This is a genomic window from Cohnella luojiensis (assembly GCF_004564235.1).
In the GTDB taxonomy this organism is placed as follows: domain Bacteria; phylum Bacillota; class Bacilli; order Paenibacillales; family Paenibacillaceae; genus Cohnella; species Cohnella luojiensis.
On the sequence record NZ_SOMN01000026.1, the window covers coordinates 59,207 to 77,388 of the forward strand.

At 50.2% G+C, this 18,182-nt stretch carries 23 protein-coding genes; all 23 read right to left on the minus strand.

What is annotated here, in order from left to right:
- Positions 1 to 193: 193 nt before the first annotated feature.
- The gene (gene flhB / locus E2980_RS16410; RefSeq protein WP_240703059.1) at positions 194 to 1,282 is read right to left on the minus strand and encodes a flagellar biosynthesis protein FlhB; all 1,089 of its coding nucleotides are present in this window, start codon (positions 1,280 to 1,282) and stop codon (positions 194 to 196) included.
- A gap of 30 nt (positions 1,283 to 1,312) precedes the next feature.
- Positions 1,313 to 2,098, minus strand: a complete 786-nt coding sequence (fliR, locus tag E2980_RS16415) for a flagellar biosynthetic protein FliR (protein ID WP_135153260.1) — start codon at positions 2,096 to 2,098, stop codon at positions 1,313 to 1,315.
- Positions 2,099 to 2,104: 6 nt separating this feature from the next.
- Complete coding sequence (gene fliQ, locus E2980_RS16420; RefSeq protein WP_135153261.1) at positions 2,105 to 2,374, minus strand: flagellar biosynthesis protein FliQ; 270 nt, start codon at positions 2,372 to 2,374, stop codon at positions 2,105 to 2,107.
- 33 nt (positions 2,375 to 2,407) lie between these two features.
- Positions 2,408 to 3,154 (minus strand): flagellar type III secretion system pore protein FliP, encoded by a 747-nt coding sequence (gene fliP, locus E2980_RS16425; protein ID WP_135153262.1) that lies wholly within the window; start codon positions 3,152 to 3,154, stop codon positions 2,408 to 2,410.
- Positions 3,151 to 3,693, minus strand: coding sequence for a flagellar biosynthetic protein FliO (locus E2980_RS16430; RefSeq protein ID WP_135153263.1), 543 nt, complete (start codon positions 3,691 to 3,693; stop codon positions 3,151 to 3,153). Before E2980_RS16430 ends, fliP begins: the two co-directional genes overlap by 4 nt.
- 25 nt (positions 3,694 to 3,718) lie before the next feature.
- On the minus strand, positions 3,719 to 4,081 hold the full coding sequence (locus E2980_RS16435; RefSeq protein WP_135153264.1) for a response regulator: 363 nt from the start codon (positions 4,079 to 4,081) through the stop codon (positions 3,719 to 3,721).
- Positions 4,082 to 4,102: 21 nt separating this feature from the next.
- Positions 4,103 to 5,314 (minus strand): flagellar motor switch phosphatase FliY, encoded by a 1,212-nt coding sequence (gene fliY / locus E2980_RS16440; RefSeq protein WP_135153265.1) that lies wholly within the window; start codon positions 5,312 to 5,314, stop codon positions 4,103 to 4,105.
- Positions 5,304 to 6,305, minus strand: coding sequence for a flagellar motor switch protein FliM (gene fliM, locus E2980_RS16445; protein WP_135153266.1), 1,002 nt, complete (start codon positions 6,303 to 6,305; stop codon positions 5,304 to 5,306). The genes fliY and fliM overlap by 11 nt, the downstream gene beginning before the upstream one ends.
- Positions 6,306 to 6,398: 93 nt before the next feature.
- A complete protein-coding gene (locus E2980_RS16450; RefSeq protein WP_135153267.1) occupies positions 6,399 to 6,881 on the minus strand; it encodes a flagellar basal body-associated FliL family protein in 483 nt (160 codons plus the stop codon).
- The gene (locus tag E2980_RS16455) at positions 6,878 to 7,111 is read right to left on the minus strand and encodes a flagellar FlbD family protein (RefSeq protein WP_135153268.1); all 234 of its coding nucleotides are present in this window, start codon (positions 7,109 to 7,111) and stop codon (positions 6,878 to 6,880) included. Before E2980_RS16455 ends, E2980_RS16450 begins: the two co-directional genes overlap by 4 nt.
- A gap of 59 nt (positions 7,112 to 7,170) precedes the next feature.
- Positions 7,171 to 7,992, minus strand: a complete 822-nt coding sequence (flgG, locus tag E2980_RS16460; RefSeq protein WP_135153269.1) for a flagellar basal body rod protein FlgG — start codon at positions 7,990 to 7,992, stop codon at positions 7,171 to 7,173.
- A gap of 92 nt (positions 7,993 to 8,084) precedes the next feature.
- Complete coding sequence (locus tag E2980_RS16465; protein ID WP_135153270.1) at positions 8,085 to 8,471, minus strand: TIGR02530 family flagellar biosynthesis protein; 387 nt, start codon at positions 8,469 to 8,471, stop codon at positions 8,085 to 8,087.
- The gene (gene flgD, locus E2980_RS16470; protein WP_240703060.1) at positions 8,464 to 8,928 is read right to left on the minus strand and encodes a flagellar hook assembly protein FlgD; all 465 of its coding nucleotides are present in this window, start codon (positions 8,926 to 8,928) and stop codon (positions 8,464 to 8,466) included. The genes E2980_RS16465 and flgD overlap by 8 nt, the downstream gene beginning before the upstream one ends.
- Before the next feature lie 24 nt (positions 8,929 to 8,952).
- Positions 8,953 to 10,377, minus strand: coding sequence for a flagellar hook-length control protein FliK (locus tag E2980_RS16475; protein WP_135153272.1), 1,425 nt, complete (start codon positions 10,375 to 10,377; stop codon positions 8,953 to 8,955).
- A 38-nt stretch (positions 10,378 to 10,415) separates the two neighbouring features.
- The gene (locus tag E2980_RS16480) at positions 10,416 to 11,327 is read right to left on the minus strand and encodes a MotE family protein (RefSeq protein WP_135153273.1); all 912 of its coding nucleotides are present in this window, start codon (positions 11,325 to 11,327) and stop codon (positions 10,416 to 10,418) included.
- Between the two features lie 44 nt (positions 11,328 to 11,371).
- On the minus strand, positions 11,372 to 11,818 hold the full coding sequence (gene fliJ / locus E2980_RS16485) for a flagellar export protein FliJ (RefSeq protein ID WP_135153274.1): 447 nt from the start codon (positions 11,816 to 11,818) through the stop codon (positions 11,372 to 11,374).
- A 12-nt stretch (positions 11,819 to 11,830) separates the two neighbouring features.
- Positions 11,831 to 13,150, minus strand: coding sequence for a flagellar protein export ATPase FliI (gene fliI, locus E2980_RS16490; protein ID WP_135153275.1), 1,320 nt, complete (start codon positions 13,148 to 13,150; stop codon positions 11,831 to 11,833).
- Positions 13,137 to 13,979, minus strand: a complete 843-nt coding sequence (gene fliH / locus E2980_RS16495) for a flagellar assembly protein FliH (RefSeq protein WP_135153276.1) — start codon at positions 13,977 to 13,979, stop codon at positions 13,137 to 13,139. Before fliH ends, fliI begins: the two co-directional genes overlap by 14 nt.
- Positions 13,972 to 14,982: a flagellar motor switch protein FliG gene (gene fliG / locus E2980_RS16500; protein WP_135153277.1), complete on the minus strand. Its 1,011-nt coding sequence runs from the start codon at positions 14,980 to 14,982 to the stop codon at positions 13,972 to 13,974. Before fliG ends, fliH begins: the two co-directional genes overlap by 8 nt.
- 11 nt (positions 14,983 to 14,993) lie before the next feature.
- Positions 14,994 to 16,562, minus strand: coding sequence for a flagellar basal-body MS-ring/collar protein FliF (gene fliF / locus E2980_RS16505; RefSeq protein ID WP_135153278.1), 1,569 nt, complete (start codon positions 16,560 to 16,562; stop codon positions 14,994 to 14,996).
- 95 nt (positions 16,563 to 16,657) lie between these two features.
- Positions 16,658 to 16,945 carry a flagellar hook-basal body complex protein FliE gene (gene fliE, locus E2980_RS16510; protein ID WP_135153286.1) on the minus strand — a complete coding sequence of 96 codons (288 nt, stop codon included), beginning with the start codon at positions 16,943 to 16,945 and terminating at the stop codon, positions 16,658 to 16,660.
- A 63-nt stretch (positions 16,946 to 17,008) separates the two neighbouring features.
- Positions 17,009 to 17,452 carry a flagellar basal body rod protein FlgC gene (gene flgC / locus E2980_RS16515; protein ID WP_135153279.1) on the minus strand — a complete coding sequence of 148 codons (444 nt, stop codon included), beginning with the start codon at positions 17,450 to 17,452 and terminating at the stop codon, positions 17,009 to 17,011.
- 3 nt (positions 17,453 to 17,455) lie between these two features.
- Positions 17,456 to 17,869, minus strand: a complete 414-nt coding sequence (gene flgB / locus E2980_RS16520) for a flagellar basal body rod protein FlgB (RefSeq protein WP_135153280.1) — start codon at positions 17,867 to 17,869, stop codon at positions 17,456 to 17,458.
- Between the last annotated feature and the right edge of the window lie 313 nt (positions 17,870 to 18,182).

Sequence of the window (18,182 nt, forward strand, 5' to 3'; positions counted from 1 at the left end):
ATTCGTTCTCTTGCGTTGCAGAGTGCGACGAAAAAGGATTACCACTACGCCGCTGTTAAAACCAAGTTGTTTTTGATTTGATTAGTCGGATACAACTCGGTTTTAAAGGCGGACGTAAACTCTTCGTGGCAATTCCTTTTTCTCTGCACTCTTTCGCAAGCCGACCATTCTTTTTTTTTCATTTTCAGAACAATTAACGCCGGCCCTTGAGCCGATATACATATGCCAGCACTTCCGCAACAGCTTGGAAGAGATCGCCAGGAACGCTTTGTCCCACTTCCGTCCTCTCGAATAGCGCGCGGGCGAGCGGCTTGTTTTCCATCGTTATAACCTCGTTCTGCTTGGCGATCTCTCTGATCCTGAGGGCTAAGTAATCCGCCCCTTTGGCGATGACCGTCGGAGCATCCATCTTCGTGGCGTCGTATTTAAGAGCGACCGCGAAGTGAGTCGGGTTCGTAATGACGACATCCGCGTTCGGAACCTCTTGCATCATGCGCATAAGAGCCATTCTGCGTTGGCGTTCCTTGATCTTGGCTTTAATCAAGGGATCGCCTTCCGAGTTCTTATATTCGTCTTTAATATCCTGCTTGCTCATTTTCAAATTCTTCTCGAACTCGTAACGCTGGTACATAAAATCGAAGATAGCTATGAAGAATATGATCGCCGCAACAAAAATCCCCATGCGAACCGTTATCCCCGCTACGAACGAGAAAATATCCTCGACCGGCAAGTGGGCTAAATCCATGAGCCTCTTTCTCTCCGACCACAATATCGAAAACACGATAAATCCGACTAAGATGAGCTTCAACGCGCTTTTCAGAAACTCCACCACGGATCGAACACCGAAAATGTTCTTGGCTCCGGTTAGCGGATTTAGCTTTTCAAGCTTTGGTTTCAATGGCTCTAAAGTAAACAGCCATCCAAACTGCACGTAATTCGCCGCAAAGGCGATAATCAGAACGATAAAGAAAATGGGAGCCAGTATCAGTAACATTTGAATCGCGTAGTGGCCGAATAGACTAAGGGTGTTCTGCTGGGTTACTTCCATGTTCAGCCGATTGATAAAAACATCCCCGAACATAGCCAGCACCTGTTTCTGCAGGAAAGGACCGAGCATAAGCAAGCAGCAGATACAAGCGAGAAGGATCAGAGAGCTTGGAATTTCCGCGCTTTTGGCAACTTGTCCCTTCTTACGGCTTTCCTGACGCTTCTTGGGCGTAGCCTTTTCCGTTTTCTCGCCGGCAAACATCTGCAGGTCCATCTTCAGGCGATATTGGGACATGATTCTCATCTCCTCTCGTATGCTTCGATGTTAAGAGGATGTTTTCAAGATGGTAAACAATTTCTCGAGCGCCTGGAACATATCATCGAATATCATTTGGAACAACATTCCGAATCCCGGTAACAGTAGGACCAGCAATGCTAACCCAATCAGGATTTTAATAGGAATCCCGATAACGAACACGTTATATTGAGGAGCGGTACGTGCAAGCAGTGCTAATCCGAAATCCGTCAAGAACATCGCGACAACGATCGGCGCGGATATCTGCAACGCGAGCAAGAACGTGTCGGAGAAGGTTCTGACCAAAAACTCGGTAATGTTGCCGCCATAATAAATTTGAAAAAGCTGATTATCCAGCGGAAGCCACTTGTAGCTGTCCATGATAGCCGCCAACAAGTAATGGTGTCCGTTCACGGATAGAAACACGAGCAACATGAGCATATACTTCAAGTTGCCAAGCATCGGTGCCGAAACCCCGGTTATGGGATCTACGATATTCGCGATACCGAACCCCATCTGCATATCCATGAATGCGCCTGAAGTTTGCACGATGGTGAAGAACATATACGCCAGGTAACCAATAAGTAATCCTGCGAATATCTCGCGAATGATCGCTAAGATGTAAGTCGCGTCCGCCGTCACCTTCGTATCGAAGCCAATCGTCAGAAAGACGATTAGCGATACGGAGAACGCCAATCCGATTTTTATGGAAGTCGGAAACGTCCGCGAGGAGAAAATAGGCGCCACTACAAAAAACGATGTAATTCGACAAAAAACAAGCAGAAAGGCAGGAAGAGCTTGCGTAATTATTTCCATTCGTCGTCACCCAATATAATTCGCCAAATTTCCAAGTAAGTGGCTCGTGAAATCAACCATTACGTTCAGAATCCACGGACCGAAAATCAACAGCGCTAGGAAAACGGCAATGATCTTGGGAACGAAAGCCAGCGTTTGCTCCTGGATCTGGGTCGTTGCCTGAAAGATACTGACCAGCAATCCGACAATCAATCCGATCCCGAGCATTGGAGCGCTTACTTTAAGCACGGTGTAAAGCGCTTGTCCTGCAAGACCGATAATAAACTCGGATGTCATGTACTCCCTCCTACCTTACGACTGCGCGGCGCTTCAAGAACTGAAGCTGGTCAACAGCGATTTAACGATAAGATACCAACCGTCGACAAGCACGAAGAGCAGAATCTTGAACGGAAGCGAAATCAAAACGGGCGGAAGCATCATCATCCCCATTGCCATTAAGGTACTCGCAACGACCATGTCTATAATCAGAAAAGGAATAAATATCATAAAGCCCATTTGGAACGCCGTTTTCAACTCGCTTATGGCATACGCGGGAACGAGTACGGTAATCGGAATGTCTTGATACGTTTCCGGTTTCTCGGTCTTGGTATAGTTCATGAATAACAGCAAATCTTTGTCGCGGGTATGCTTGTACATGAATTCTTTCATGGGCACGGATGCTTTCTCCAAAGCTTCCGTTTGGCTGATCTCGCCCGCGAGGTAAGGCTTCAATGCCGTTTCGTTCAATGTCGAGAACGTGGGAGCCATGATGAATAGGGTCATGAACAAAGCTAATCCGATCAACACTTGGTTGGGCGGCATCTGCTGCGTTCCGAGAGACGTCCGGACGAACCCAAGCACGATAACGATTCTTGTGAAGCTTGTCATCAAGACCAGAATGGCTGGTGCTAAGCTTAGTACTGTAATCAGAAGCAGCAGGGATAATCCCGATGCTCCCACAGGCTCCGAGCCGTCGCCGAGAGTGACTCCGATTATGGGTTCGGCGAAGGCAGAGGCTTGAAATCCGATCAATAGTGCCTGTATCGTGAGGAAACTGTATAGTATTTTTTTTCTCATTGCTTATCCGTCCGATCTCCGGAACGGCTTTCTTCCAACAATTGTTCCACCCGCTGCCTTCTTTCGGAGAGCTGGCGAAGCCGATTCTCCAACGTTTGCTCAAAGCTCGCGTTGTTTCCCGAAGACTTGGAAGCCATATCGTCGTTCTGCGGATTGTTGCGCTGGGTAAGCTTGCGAAGCCATTCAGGCATTACCGCTCCCGTATGCGCCGTATTGGAATCGTGTTCCGCCAGCAGCGCCGCGACAGCTTCAGGATCCGTGATGGATTCGAGGAGCCTCACGTCGTCTCCGATACCGAGTACGTATATTCGACCGTTCCATTCTACGATCTGCATCGATTTGTTCGTCCCGAGCGGAAATCCTCCCAATGAACGAAGAGACCTGTTCATTCCCCATCCGCGATTGCGCTTGGCGAGGAACCGCAGAACGATGACGATCAATCCGACGATAATCGCGAGGACGAACAATACCCAGATGAGATCCCATGCCGTTGCGGATCCCGATCTCGGAAGCTCGTCCACGAGCCCGTAAGTTCTCATGAATCTTCAACGCTCCTGACTTTTCTTAACCCAGTGTTTTCTTGATGGCTTCGATAACGCGGTCTGCTTGGAATGGCTTTACGATAAAATCCTTGGCACCCGCTTGAATCGCGTCGATTACCATTGCTTGCTGTCCCATAGCCGAACACATGATAACCTTAGCATTGGTATCCAATTTTCGAATTTCTTTCAAAGCCGTGATTCCATCCATCTCAGGCATCGTGATATCCATGGTGATCAGATCAGGATTGAGCTCCTTATACTTCTCGATAGCCTGTGATCCGTCTTGCGCTTCCCCAACAACCTCGTAACCATTTTTCGTTAAAATGTCCCTGATCATCATGCGCATGAATGCTGCGTCGTCTACGATAAGAATGCGGTTTGCCATTTCAATTTCCTCCCGATGAGCTTATTGGATTTTTTGGACACGATCCCATTGACTGACGATATCGGTTACGCGTACTCCGAAATTCTCGTCGATAACGACGACTTCGCCTTTGGCGATCAATTTGTTGTTTACTAAGATGTCGACAGGTTCGCCGGCCAGCTTGTCTAGTTCAATGATCGAGCCCTGGGACAGCTCCAAAATATCCTTGATCTGTTTCTGCGTTCGGCCCAATTCCACGGTAACCTTCAGAGGAATGTCGAGCAAAAGGTTAAGATTCGTTTCGTCTCCTTGCGTAAATCCTCCGCCCTGGAAATTCGCGAATTGAACGGGATTGACGTTCACGTTTCGATTAACTCCTCCTCCCAAAGTTTGCGGATAGGATGGCATGGGAGCTGCGTAACTAGGCGGCGCAGATGCCATTGGAGGCGCTTGATGCACGGGTGGAGCATTGGCAGGTTGCGGTTGTTGAACCGGTTGTGCTGCAGGTTGTGTTGCAGGTTGCGCTTGCGTTGCCTGCGGTGCATTCTCCTCCGATACGCTTCCCATCAGCAAGCCAACCATCTCTTTGGCAAAAGGAACGGAAATCAACTGCATGATCGAGGAGTCGATCAAATCGCCGATCTTGAGACGGAAAGAGATTTTCACGAACACGCTCTCTTGCGGGATGTTGTTAGTGCCGGAATTATTCCGCACATCCATGATATCAATGCCTGGAGGCGAAATGTTTACCATCCGGTTGAAGATCGTCGACATGGAAGTCGCGGACGAGCCCATCATCTGGTTCATCGCTTCTTGAACGGCGCTGACGTGGATTTCATTCAACTCATCGGAAGTAACGTTGCCTTCTCCCCCAAGCATCAAATCCGCGATGACCTGAGCATCATGGGACTTGATGACGAGAGAGTTGATCCCCTCGAATCCCTCCACGTAACTTACGTGAACGGCGACATGAGGCTTCGGAAATTCGGCTTCGAATTGCTCGCGTTCGATAGTCGATACGGTCGGAGTCGTGATGTCGACTTTTTTACCAAGCAATGTCGACAATGCCGTTGCCGCGCTTCCAAACGTAATGTTACCGATCTCTCCAAGTGCATCTTGCTCTAAGGGAGTCAAATAATCGTTTATCGACCGTTCGCCAACGACAGATGCCGATGACGTTTCGTCATCTCCGACAGAGGATTGACGCAGCAAAGCATCAATTTCTTCCTGGGATAAGTAGTCTTTACTCGTCATTGATTTCATCTACTCCTTCGCTGACGATTTCATGGATTTGAATCGCCATTTTGTCTCGCACCGTTCCGGGACTAGCAATAAACTTGACCTTGTCTCCAACCTTGACTTCCAGGCCTTCGTCCGTCGGCTTATGTAAGGCAATGACGTCTCCAATGGCAAGATTCAGAAATTCCTGAACGGAAATACGGGAACTCCCCAGTTCCGCTACAATCGGGAGCTTGGCCTTATTGACCCTCTGCTCGAGCATGATCTGTTCTTCCGGTGCCCTGGTCTTCTTCTGAGATACGAACCAGTGATGCACGGAAAGCCTTGGCATGATCGACTCGATCACCAAGTGCGGGATACATAGGTTGATCATTCCCGTCGTCTCTCCGATTTTAGTGCTGAGAGAAATGAGCGCTATCGTTTCATTGGGCGAGACGATTTGCATGAACTGAGGATTCGTCTCCAAGGCTTCCAGCCGCGGATGCAGATCGATAATCGTTCTCCACGCCTCCTGCAAGCTTTCTAACGCCCTGCTGAAAATCTTCTCCATAATAATCGTTTCGATTTCCGTTAAGCTCCCGATTTTACTCGGTGCAGTTCCTCCGCCGCCTAGAAGCCTGTCCAACATGGCGAAAGCGACGTTGGGATGTACTTCTAGAACCATGCGGCCTTCCAACGGCTCAGCTTCAAAGATGTTGAGAATCGTCATCTTAGGGATGGAGCGGATGAACTCGTCATACGGCAGCTGCTCGACCTGAACGACGCTAATCTGAACGAACGTCCGAAGCTGAGCGGAGAAATAAGTGGTTAAAAATCGTGCGAAATTCTCATGGATTCTTGTCAAACTGCGGATGTGATCTTTTGAGAAGCGGGTTGCGCGTTTGAAATCATATGCGCGAACCTTCTTCTGCGTATCCTCTTTTTTAAGCTCCTCCGCGTCCATTTCTCCCGACGAGAGCGCCGCCAGCAAGGCATCGATCTCATTCTGCGAAAGTACATCTACCAAATCTCTCACCCCTTTCTTAAACCGAGGCGAAACGTGAGTTCCGGCAAGCGGCCAAAGTGTTCTGACGATTTTCCACGATGCGGGATTTCTTTGTTAAACTTGCGTCATAACGAATCCGGTAATTCCTACGTTGGTTAACTTTCCTTCCGACAAGGCTGCGTTAATAGAGTTGATAAGGCCTGCCGTAAGCTGATCCTTGCCTTTGGTGCCAGACATATCATCAGGGGTCATCACCCATAATGCACGGTTAACGATCGGTTTGATCTTGTTATCCTTGATCTTGTCGAACTCTTCTTTGGCTGCTTCGCTATCGAGCGTGAACGACAGACTAATTTGCACGACATAGTCCGTGTCCGCAAGATTTGTTCTGATATCTATTAATTCGGATGTGACTTTTACCAATTCATCCGCAGATACCGGCTCAACTTGTACGTTCTCGGCAATTTCCTTCGCATCTTGTTCAGGATCGTTCGATTTCTTGTCCCCGAACAGATTGTTCCAGAAGTAAAAAGTGACAACGACGATCAACGTAATCGCCAATAATAGCGAAACGAGCCATGGCAACAATTTTCTCATGACGTAGCTCCCTCCGATTGCGTGTCCGTCGGGCTTGTTACAGCCGCTAACACGCCGATACTGCGTAAGTAATGCCGGGAAGCCCGGATTACATCCGAAGAATTTTCGATAACAATGAATTTTTTCCCTGTCGTGAGCGTGATGATCGTATCCGGCGTATCCTCCACCGTCTCGATCAATAAAGCGTTGATATGAAACTTGCTTCCGTTTAAGCGCGTGACCAAAATCATTGCTGGGCCTCCCCGAAGTTGCCATGGGGAGAGCTAGCCCTCCCCAGGCAGGAGATCAATTACCGTTTCAGGTTAACGACTTCTTGCAGAATTTCATCGGATGTCGTGATGATTCTGGAGTTTGCTTGGAAGCCGCGTTGCGCGACGATCATTTCCGTGAACTCGTTGGTCAGATCGACGTTGGACATTTCAAGCTGGCCGGAGACGATTGCTCCCGTTCCTAATTCCAGGTCGGCTGCGGAGCCTACGACAAGTTCGGACTCCGGGTTAGCATTTGGCGTCATGCGGTACAAGCTTCCTCCGACTTTTTCCAAACCGCTCGGATTTACGACTTTAGCTACGCCGACTTTGAAATCGGTTGGCGTCGCCAGTCCGTCCTGGTCAATGGAAATTATCGTTCCGTCTTGGGAGATCGACCATGCGGTAACCTCTTCCCCCAACGTGATGATTCCTCCATCATCCGCAGCCATAACGAACATTCCGTCCGAATTAACCAATTGACGATTGGCGTCAAGCGTGAAGTTACCTGCACGGGTTAAGTATTGCGGTCCTCCATCGGCAGGGCTTACTACGAAAAACCCGTCGCCATCGATCCGAAGATCTTCGGCCTTGCCCGTCGTCATCGCGCTGCCTGGCGTATGGATGGTATCGATCGAAGCGACCGATACGCCTAATCCGACTTGCTTAGCGTTAACGCCCCCGGATTCACCTTCGACGGGTGCCGTAACCCCGGATATCGATTGGCTCAAGATATCCTTGAACATTACGCGTCCGGCTTTGAATCCTACGGTATTGACGTTAGCAATATTGTTGCCGATCACGTCAAGCTTCGTTTGAAATCCACGCATACCGGATACACCAGAATACATTGAACGCAACATGAATTGCCTACCTCCATTAGTGTGTGGATTTGTGCCGCTTCAGTCGGTCGGCGGCATTGGGCTCCCTTGTCAGGACCAGCCCTGCATCAAAACTAACTTACGACCACTGCGCTATCGATCTGCGTAAAAATATGCTCTTTCATCGAGTTGCCGTCCATAGCCGTGACGACGGTTCGATTCGGCACGTTCACGATCATGGCGATGTCCCGGAACAGTACAAGGGAATCCTTGGCACCCTTCGCGGCTGCCTGATCTACCGCATTGGCGATGCGCGTGAGTTGATCCGGCAACAATTCAATGCCTCTTTGTCGCAATCTTTGCTCGGCATGATGACTGAACTTCAGCTGTTGTTGGCTAAGCAGCTCTTGGAACGATACCGAATCCGCATTCTGTTGCTGGTTCCGATTTGCGTAGCGATTGACTTGAATAGGTCCCGTACGTCCCGTCGACAAGTGCCCAACGAGCATCCGGTCACTCATTCTCGGTCACCTCAGCGTCGCTGTCCTCGGACGGCTCCGAGATGGAGATGATCTCGTCGATCGGTACTTCTACATCCCCGACTTTGACGAATTGAACGCCATCGCGCCAAAGTACGGAATTCACGGTTCCATTCTTTTCTACCGTGCTTGTTTCGGTTTCTTCGAACCAGGACACTTCTTTGCCTATCAATCCGGCAACCATTCCCGCCGATTGCCTAAGCGAGCTTACTTCCTTGGACATGTTCATCATCTGCTCCAAGGACGAGAATTGGGCCATCTGCGCGATAAATTCTTTATCTTGCAGAGGTTGCATCGGATCCTGATTACGCAATTGCGTGACTAAGATTTGGAGAAACTGATCTTTCCCCAGCTCTTTCACTGGTTTTCTGGCTGCCGCTTGCACGTTCTGAGGAGCATAATTGGGCCAGACGTTATTCGAGCCGATACTATCAGCCACAGGATTCACCTCCATTAAAGGGCATTACGCCATGACATTCAACGAGCTTCCGAATCCGAACTCCTTCAGCGAGGAATTGCGTTCGAGCTCAGCCGCGAATACGGCAGGATCCTCGTAATCGCCTTTCCCTTGGCCGTTAGAGCCGTTACCGTTACCGGAATTCGATTGGCGATGCTCCTGCTGCATAAAGGACGTGCCAGCGGAGGAAGACGGTTGTTGAACGACCTCCAGGCGATCTACCTGCATACCTTGACCGCTTAACGCCGTTCTAAGCTGAGACATCTGATTCTCAAGCAAATCGCGAGCCATCGCGTTTTCCGTCATAAAATGCGCGGTTACTTGGCCGTTCTGCATGACAATGCGAATGTCTACCTGTCCTAGATGCTCTGGAGTTAGCGAGAGCTTAGCTTCAGATACGCCGTTTCCTTGCGTTAACTGAAATTGCTTCACTAGAAACTTCTCGATCTGCTCGGCGAATTGTTGCACGGGAACTTGAGCCGGCATAGCCGCTTTGGCGACCGCTGAATCGGCAGCCAACTTGTCGTTCTGCATGAAAGTCCATGCAGGTTGGGAGTCAGAATGGCTTGCTTCCTCCACGGCTGTCACGGAAGTAACGACCGCTGTCTGTCCGTCCATCGGCGCAGCATCGTTGATTCCCGTCACATTGAATCTCCAGACCGGATCGCGAAGAGCCTGAACTGGACGACGCGGTTCTTGGGCAACTGCCGCTGTTTCCTTCATCGCTTCGGTAGGAACCGCCGTACCGGACACTGCAGAATCTGTCGATTTATTTGCCGCTTGAACTTCGGAAGCGTTTGCCGTTGCCGTTTGAGCAGCAAGGTTTGCATTCATAACTTGCGGCGCGAGCGAATCCAACAGATTTTTAAGTTGGCCTGCGAAACCGGATGCTAGCGATATGCCGTCTTTACCGGAAGCGATCGCCGTGGACAGTTGCTGCAATGTCTCGCGCAATGCTTTCACGACTGGCTTGGCCGATGAAGCGTCAGTCGACATAACGCTTGCGAACGAAGAATCAGGCGTTTCTACTTGCTCAGAGGCAACCATTGCCGGACCTAGGCTCAACTGCTGCAGCACATTTTGAAATGCGGCTAGCAATGCTGCCAATTGTTCTTCCGCTTCAGGCGATAACGTACTGAGATCGCCCTGCTCTAGTTGTTGCAATTGGCTTACTAGCTGATTAAGCATTTCAAGCAAACCTTGTGCTTCATCGCTTGACTCTTCCGTCCCTAATTGTCCGAGTAATCCAGCCAATCCGACCGGTAACGATAACCCCGCGCTAACTTCAGCCGATGTACTGTTTCCGTCGATTGCTTGAACCAAAGCGCCCGCGAAGCCACTGCCCGTTGTTAAGCCAGCAGATGAGCTTGGACTCGAAGAAGATGATGTCTTCCCTGTAGATACAGGTGTTGTAGAGATGGCCATGTTCATTTTTTTCACCTCCTTCCATGAAGTCCGAAGCGAATCCTTTACGGATTAGCCGGCATGAGTTTGCTAACCAAGTTAGCCGTCGCTTTTTTATCCAAGTCAGACATTGAGGATAAAATTTCGGAGCGAGGAGCATCATCAAGCACGCCGAGAATGCGGAGCACTTTACTTTGGTTTGTTGCAGCCATTTGAAGAAGAAGAACGCCCGCGTTGTTCGGCTTCATAGCCGAGAACGTACGGTTTAACTCCGCCGTGTCCAGCGTAGAGGATTGTTCGCCCGCTTTAAGCTCCAATTCCCTGACTCGCGATTGCAAGGCAGCGATCTCGCGATCTTCAACGGTGTCCGTATCCTTCAGCTTCATCGTCACGTCAGCCGCTTTCTTAGGAGTCATTCTCTCTAGCACGCGACCTCGCTCCGTATCGGACATCTCTCCTACAACTAGAGCGGATTCGTCCAAAGTCATATTCTCCAATATCGGTGCCGCTTTGCTCGGCGTCATCTTGGCATACATATCTGCCAAGGACGAAATGCGAGCATGATAAGCGTCAGTGGTTATCGTCTTCTCGGAGTTATCCTTAGTAAGTTGATCCACTTGGACTTGCAGCTCTTCGATTTGTTTCTTCTGTTCAACCGTTTGATCCGTTGCTTGCTTAAGTGCAGTCTCCCGGTCCGCGAGAAGCGCGTTCAGCTCCTCTACCTTTGCTTTGGCGTTGTTGACTGTTAATTCTTCATCCGTATTCGCGTTCGGCTCGACGGGCTTGTCAGGCTCCGGTAACAACGATTTGATGACCGGAATCTTATTCCCCGTCTCTAGCGCCGCGTTCCGCCATTCGGTATTAAACATTAATAGCAATACGCCTAGCAATACAGCGGTAAATACGATCGGGGTAACAAAAAAGAGAAATCGTTCGAAGCCGCTGTAACTGCCTTTCTCTACATCCGCGTTCGCCACGATTCTCCCTCCCTTCTCCTGCGATGCGTTCAATTGTCTTTGCTTTAGCCTCGAGCGGCTGCGGCAGCACGAACGATCGCGATTTCATCCAGCTCATTCTGCTCTTTCGCGAGCCTATCGCTCCTGAAGCGTTCAAGAGCACGGTCCCTCGCGTTGAGCCATACTTTCTCGTCTACCATCTTATCCGTTAGATGTCCTTGACGTTTTCTTACTAGAAGTTCCGCCGATCTCACGCCCTCGCGCTGGCGTTGAATGCGCTCATCCAAGATTTCAATGTAACGTTGCATGCTCAACAGGCGAGTCAATGGCGTCGGTCTTACTGAGGTCTCTTGCAATTGTCGTTCTATTTCATGCCGTTCATCGTATAGGTGCTGCAAGAGTTCTTCCTCATTACGGAGCTTCCCTAGCGCGGCGGCATATTCCCACTCCGCCATCGATTTCTCGCTGCCTTTTAGATCGACGATCTTCTGCAAAGGATATCGGAATGACATAATCGCTTATTCTCATCTCCTGTAGAAATCGATGATCAATCGTTCTTGCGCCTCGTGCAGCGAAACCTTCTCGTTCGTCCGTTGCTGGGTATACGATTTGATTAGATCATGATATTGAATAGCTTTATCGATCTCGGCATTGGATCCGCGCTGATAAGCCCCGATATTGATGAGATCCTCGGAATCGCGATATACGGCCAATAATCTCTTCAATTGCTCGGCTGCACCCTGCTGTTCGTCGCTAATTATGTCTTTCATGACGCGACTGACGCTTGAGAGAATGTCGATAGCCGGAAAATGTCCCTTGTTAGCCAAATTCCGGTGCAGCACGATATGTCCATCCAATATTCCTCGAACCGCATCGGCTATCGGTTCATTCATGTCGTCACCGTCCACGAGAACGGTATAGAACGCTGTAATCGACCCCGACGGCCCCGTTCCCGCACGTTCCAGCAACTTGGGAAGCGCTGCGAAAACCGATGGCGTGTACCCTCTCGTCGCCGGCGGCTCGCCGATCGCAAGTCCAACCTCCCGCATGGCCATGGCGTAACGAGTAACGGAATCCATCATTAACATGACGTTCAATCCTCGATCGCGAAAATATTCCGCTATCGTAGTCGCGATCAGTGCGCCCTTGATTCTGATGAGGGCCGGCTGATCTGAAGTGGCTACGATGACTACCGATCGGGCAAGTCCTTCCGGACCGAGATCCTTCTCGACGAACTCAAGCACCTCTCGTCCGCGTTCACCGATCAAGGCGATCACGTTCACATCCGCCGATGTATTCCGGGCGACCATGCCTAGCAACGTACTCTTTCCAACGCCCGATCCGGCGAATATGCCTACCCGCTGGCCTTGTCCAACCGTTAAAAGCCCATCAATCGCCCTGACTCCGACCCCAAGGGGGTTCGTAACCCGTGGACGCTTGAGAGGATTACTCGGCGCGTTATGGGTGGAGTAGTGAGGCATCCGAGCCGGAAGGCTCGAACCGTCCAGCGGCTTCCCCAATCCATCCAGCACTTTGCCAAGCAGCTCCGAGCCAACCTGTACGGTTAATGGACCTCCAGTTGCGACTACGTCGCAACCGGGCCCTACGGAGTGCAGATCGCCTAGGGGCATTAACAACACTCGGTTATTGCGAAACCCCACCACCTCCGCAAGTACGGGCTTACCGCCTTTCATCGGATGAATGGAGCATACGTCTCCAATACTAGCGTCAGGTCCTTCGGATTCGACAGTTAAGCCGATAATCTGTATGACCTTGCCGTTAACCCGTACGGGATCCATTAGTCGAAGCGCTTCCGTATAGCGATTAATGTCAAGGTGCGGCATGACGGGTCCCCTCCTCGGAGCCATGCGAGACAACTCTTAACAGCTGCTCCCTAATGGCTTCCAATTGAGTGTCGACGCGTGCATCGATGCTGCCGAAGGCGGAACGAACGATACATCCGCCTTCTTGAATCGTGGAATCCGGAACGATTTGAAGCTCCGCTTGAGCATCCAATGACAAAATGAGTTCTTCCTTCGCAGCCTGAACGTAAGCGAATTGCGAAGGGGATACGCATAGAACGATGGTTCCTTGCTCTTTTCTTCTCGAGAGAGCTTTCTCGTAAAGCTTCATGGCCATTTCAGGGGCTTTTGCAAGTTTCCGGTTAATGATCTTCTCGGCGATAGAGCAACTAAGCTCTACCAGGAAAGCTTCGCCTTCCATAATGACCGATTCTTTAGCGGAGTATGCTTGCTGCACGATCGCTTCGGATTCTTGAAGTCGGGACTCCCATTGTTGTTTAAGGTCTGCCTCCGCTTGTCCGGCTCCGACTTGATAACCTTCTTCGTAACCTTGACGACTAGCTTCTTCCCGGTGGAGCTCATCTTGTTCCCGGCGGGACTGCCACCACGACTCTGCTTCTCGTTCGGCCTCAGCACGCAGCTCGGTCGCTTCGGCTTGCGCTTGAAGCAGAATTTGCCGGGCGGTATGCTCGGCATCCGCGATAATGCGATCTTTCAACGATTGTGTTTCGACATCAACCGCCTGATTTCCTTCGCCATCGACATCGGATTCCGAAATATTGTGCGAATTGGACGAGATCATTCGCATGAGTTCTAACCTCTTTAAATCTTCAAGCGACACGACGTGAGAGGATTTGATGAGATTAGACAATAATATCGTCTCCTCCGCCGCGAGCGATAATGATCTCTCCGGCTTCTTCCAGCCTGCGAATCGTTGCTACGATGCGAGTCTGAGCTTCCTCGACGTCGCGCAGCCGCACCGGCCCCATGTATTCCATCTCTTCCTTGAACGTTTCGGCCATCCGCTTGGACATATTCCGGAAAATCGTTTCCCTAACCTCTTCGCTGGCCACTTTAAGCGCCAATTTAAGGTCTGCGTTCTCGATATCTCTAATGATGCGTTGGATGGAACGATTGTCGAGATTGACGATATCCTCGAAGACGAACATCCGCTTCTTGATTTCTTCCGCCAACTCCGGATCCTGAATTTCCAAGGAATCCAGTATCGTCCGCTCCGTACCGCGGTCTACCCCGTTCAGGATCTGAACGATAGCCTCGATGCCGCCTGCGTTCGTGTAGTCTTGAGTAACGGTTGAAGACAATTTTTGCTCCAGCACTCTCTCCACCTGGGAGATGACTTCGGGAGACGTGCTGTCCATGAGCGCGATACGCCGTGCGACCTCGGCTTGCTTTTCCTGCGGCAAGGACGAAAGCACTGCGGAAGACTGGTCGGGTTGTAAATACGAAAGCACCAACGCGATCGTCTGCGAATTCTCGTTCTGGATGAAGTTAAGAATCTGGGACGGCTCCGCTTTACGAGCGAAGTCGAACGGTCTTACCTGCAAGGTCGCGGTTAACCGATTCAGGATATCCATCGCCCTCGATGAGCCGAGCGCCTTCTCCAATATTTCCTTCGCGTACGTAATACCGCCTTGCGTAATATATTCCTGCGCGATGCAGATTTGATGGAATTCGCTAAGAATCATTTCTTTCTCGCCGCCATCGACTTTGCGTACGTTTGCGATTTCTAGCGTCAACTGCTCTATCTCATCGTCACGCAGATGCTTGAACACCTGAGCGGACACTTCCGGTCCGAGGGTGATAAGCAGAATGGCCGCTTTTTGCCTGCCGGACAATTGTATTCCCTTAGCCATTACCGCCACCTCTATTCATCCACTAGCCATGTCCGGAGAAGATTGACGAATTCGTCCGGCTTGCGTTTGGCCAAGCTTTCCAACTGTTTGCGTACTTGGCTTTCGTTAGCCACATTGTCGATATCGATCGTTGGCATTTCCGCGCGAGGCATTGCCTCAAGCTCGGCTGCTTCCCGTTCGGACTTCCGTCGACGGTACAAATAATATCCTCCGCCGCCCAATAGCGCCAATGCCAGGAGACCAGCACCCGCTAACCAGAACGTTGAAGGTGAAGCGCCGCCGCTTGCATCCTCGTTCCCCGAGAATGATTGGGACATAACGGAAACCCTCTGGCCTAAAGCCTCATCCGATAGATCCAATCCGGATTCGGCTAGCAGCACTCTAGCGTGCCTGAGTATCACTCCTTGAATCTCGGCTAGCTTCTCGGGAGTCATGTTCGCGGAATCTACGCCAACATTTATCGATAAGTCCTTCACTTTATATGGGCCGTAGTCGATATTATTAGTAATCCGGTTAACTTCGTAATTCTTGGTCGTGGATACTTTCTCAGTGGAGCTCGATCCGGAGCTTCCGCCGCCAGGGTAGTTGGAGATATCCGTTTCCCCCGTGCCCGCAACTCCGCCGGATTGCCCGCTTGAACCCGTAGAGGTTTCGGAGGTTTCCTGGGTGCTGATCTCGATACCTTTGTTATCGTTATCCGCCAGCGGCTGTACAAGCTGTTCCTGCGATGTAATCTTGTCGAAGTTAAGCGCGGATACGACGCTGACCACCATGTTATCCATTCCGACGATCGGATTAAGGAATTGCTGAATATTTCTTTTCAAGGTGTTCTCGAATTCGTTTTGAATCGCGAATTGCGTTTCATACAGCGCCCCGCCGATTGCCGAGCCCCCGCCTAATTGGGAAGATGCGGGTAAATCCCCAGTGCTGCTGCTAATCGTCACATCTTTAACGTCTAGATTAGGAACGGCGGACTTGACGAGGTTATAATAGCTGTCCACTTCTTCTTGCTTGGGACGGAATCCCGGTTTGAACGTGATTACGACGGCCGCGCTAGCTTTTTCCTTGTCTTCTTCGTTAAGGAAAACGGATTCTTCCGGCAAGGTTACGATGGCTTTGACCTTCGCGATTCCCTGCTTGCTAAGCAATAACTGCTGAATCTCTCCGTTCAAGGCATTACGGTACTTAACATCAAACTCCTGGTCCGTAGTACCGATCGTCGACGAGGACTTGCTCATTTCCTCGAATCCGATCGAACCATTTTGTACGAGCCCCTGCGAGCCCACATCCACTTTAACCTTAGATGCCGAAGCGCTCGGAACGGAAATGCTCGTGCCCGCGTCGTTCAGTTGGTAGCTAATGCCGTTCCCATCCAAATATTCGATGATAGCAGCCGCATCCGTGCTGTCCAAATTCTGAAAGGCTAGCTCATACTCCGTTCGCGTGAACAAATAGGTAAGTAATATAATTGCAAAAATCAACAAGGCAGCCGTCGAGGCGAGAACCCATTTTTGCGCCTTGCTGTACTGGTTCCAGAAACCAACGATCTTCTCTCGAACCTGTGCCCACTTCTCGTTCACGATTTCACCTCTCCTGCTGTTGGCACAACAGGAAGCGCGGAGACCTTCCACGTCCCCCTAGTTGCGTGTTTACTACGTTGCATGCTAGGACTGAACTATATTTGCATGCGCATGATTTCCTGATAAGCTTCTATGACTTTATTACGCACTTGGGCGGTCAGGGAAAGGCTTAGCTCGGCTTGGGTGGCTGCGAGAATAACTTTGTTCTCGTCTACTTCCCCGATCAGAAATTGATCGTTAACTTTATGTACGTTCTGCTCCTGCGCTGCCACGCCGTCGATCGCGGTCTTCAGGTACGAAGCAAACGTTTCCGTCGCCTCGGCAGGAGTGATTTTTGCTTGGAGCGCGTTTACGTTGGGTAAGAGCCCTGCAGGAGTAATCATCGAATTCGTGATCAAGCCGGAACCTCGCTTTCTTCAGATAACAGAATTGGGTTAAAACCGGGTTTAGCGGCCCATTTCCAAAGCCTTCATGAACATGGCTTTCCTTGCATTAAGCGCCGTTACGTTCGCTTCGTAGGAGCGGGAAGCGGCGAGAAGGTCAACTTGCTCCTTAAGCATATCCACGTTTGGCATGTAAACCATACCGTTTGCATCCGCGTCTGGATGCGTCGGATTATAAACTTGTTTGAAAGGCGTTGAATCCTCTTGAATACCCGTGACTTGCACCCCTTGTGCAGACAGGCCATTCATTTGTTGGCTTAATATATCTTGAAACTTAGGCTGTACCGCCTCCATGACCACCATCTTGCGCCGGTATGGTACGAATTGCCCATTCACGTAGCCCGCCCGAGTGGATTCCGCGTTGGCGATATTAGCCGAGATTACGTCCATCCTGAGCCGTTGGGCAGTTAACGCCGATGCGCTAATGTCAAATCCTCCGAGCTTCATCCGTTAAGCACTCCCCTGAATGCCGATTCTCATCATTTTTACGTCATGGCTAATCTGTTGGTTGATTAGGTTGTACCGGAGCTGGTTTTCGGCGAGTAAAGCCATTTCTTTATCCATGTCTACGTTATTGCGATTGTTGTTGATTGCTGTCGATTCATCCGTTATCACCTGTGGGGCCGGGGAAGGATAAGAGCCGTTGATCGGGATATGACGGCTATTCGTCAATTTGCCCGGTAAACCCCGATTGCCTTGTCCGCCAATAGCCTGCGCAAGCATTTCCTCGAAAGCGACATCGGATCTCTTGTAGTACGGCGTATCTACGTTTGCAATATTGTTGGAAATTACGCGATGTCTCATCGTTGCGGCATTCATTGCGTTCTCCAAGCGTTGAAACGCAGCGCCACTTAACACTTCCATTCTTGTCGCCTCTCCTCGCTTGTACATGAGAATTTATTCATGTTGCCAAAGTATTCCACGCAAAACTCTCAAATTCCTGCTAAAAACGACAAAAATATCGAATATTCTACATCTTTTGTTCCATCTTGCGACAAATGATAAATTTCTAATAACATCATCTACGACATAGGGTCACGTGACAATAAGAATCGAGTAGGCCCATGCGCAATTGCATGGGCCTCTCACAGATCCGTACGTGCGGGTCAACGCATACGGCTCTTCCAGTATTTATCCCCTCTAGGGATGAAGTTCATTGTAAAGATCGGTTAGCGCA

Excerpts from the sequence above, each read along its gene's own strand:
- flhB (WP_240703059.1), bottom strand. The coding sequence starts at position 1,282 with ATGTCCCAATATCGCCTGAAGATGGACCTGCAGATGTTTGCCGGCGAG.
- fliR (WP_135153260.1), bottom strand. The coding sequence starts at position 2,098 with ATGGAAATAATTACGCAAGCTCTTCCTGCCTTTCTGCTTGTTTTTTGT.
- fliQ (WP_135153261.1), bottom strand. The coding sequence starts at position 2,374 with ATGACATCCGAGTTTATTATCGGTCTTGCAGGACAAGCGCTTTACACC.
- fliP (WP_135153262.1), bottom strand. The coding sequence starts at position 3,154 with ATGAGAAAAAAAATACTATACAGTTTCCTCACGATACAGGCACTATTG.
- E2980_RS16430 (WP_135153263.1), bottom strand. The coding sequence starts at position 3,693 with ATGAGAACTTACGGGCTCGTGGACGAGCTTCCGAGATCGGGATCCGCA.
- E2980_RS16435 (WP_135153264.1), bottom strand. The coding sequence starts at position 4,081 with ATGGCAAACCGCATTCTTATCGTAGACGACGCAGCATTCATGCGCATG.
- fliY (WP_135153265.1), bottom strand. The coding sequence starts at position 5,314 with ATGACGAGTAAAGACTACTTATCCCAGGAAGAAATTGATGCTTTGCTG.
- E2980_RS16450 (WP_135153267.1), bottom strand. The coding sequence starts at position 6,881 with ATGAGAAAATTGTTGCCATGGCTCGTTTCGCTATTATTGGCGATTACG.
- E2980_RS16455 (WP_135153268.1), bottom strand. The coding sequence starts at position 7,111 with ATGATTTTGGTCACGCGCTTAAACGGAAGCAAGTTTCATATCAACGCT.
- flgG (WP_135153269.1), bottom strand. The coding sequence starts at position 7,992 with ATGTTGCGTTCAATGTATTCTGGTGTATCCGGTATGCGTGGATTTCAA.
- E2980_RS16465 (WP_135153270.1), bottom strand. The coding sequence starts at position 8,471 with ATGAGTGACCGGATGCTCGTTGGGCACTTGTCGACGGGACGTACGGGA.
- E2980_RS16475 (WP_135153272.1), bottom strand. The coding sequence starts at position 10,377 with ATGAACATGGCCATCTCTACAACACCTGTATCTACAGGGAAGACATCA.
- fliJ (WP_135153274.1), bottom strand. The coding sequence starts at position 11,818 with ATGTCATTCCGATATCCTTTGCAGAAGATCGTCGATCTAAAAGGCAGC.
- fliI (WP_135153275.1), bottom strand. The coding sequence starts at position 13,150 with ATGCCGCACCTTGACATTAATCGCTATACGGAAGCGCTTCGACTAATG.
- fliG (WP_135153277.1), bottom strand. The coding sequence starts at position 14,982 with ATGGCTAAGGGAATACAATTGTCCGGCAGGCAAAAAGCGGCCATTCTG.
- fliE (WP_135153286.1), bottom strand. The coding sequence starts at position 16,945 with ATGATTACTCCTGCAGGGCTCTTACCCAACGTAAACGCGCTCCAAGCA.
- flgC (WP_135153279.1), bottom strand. The coding sequence starts at position 17,452 with ATGAAGCTCGGAGGATTTGACATTAGCGCATCGGCGTTAACTGCCCAA.
- flgB (WP_135153280.1), bottom strand. The coding sequence starts at position 17,869 with ATGGAAGTGTTAAGTGGCGCTGCGTTTCAACGCTTGGAGAACGCAATG.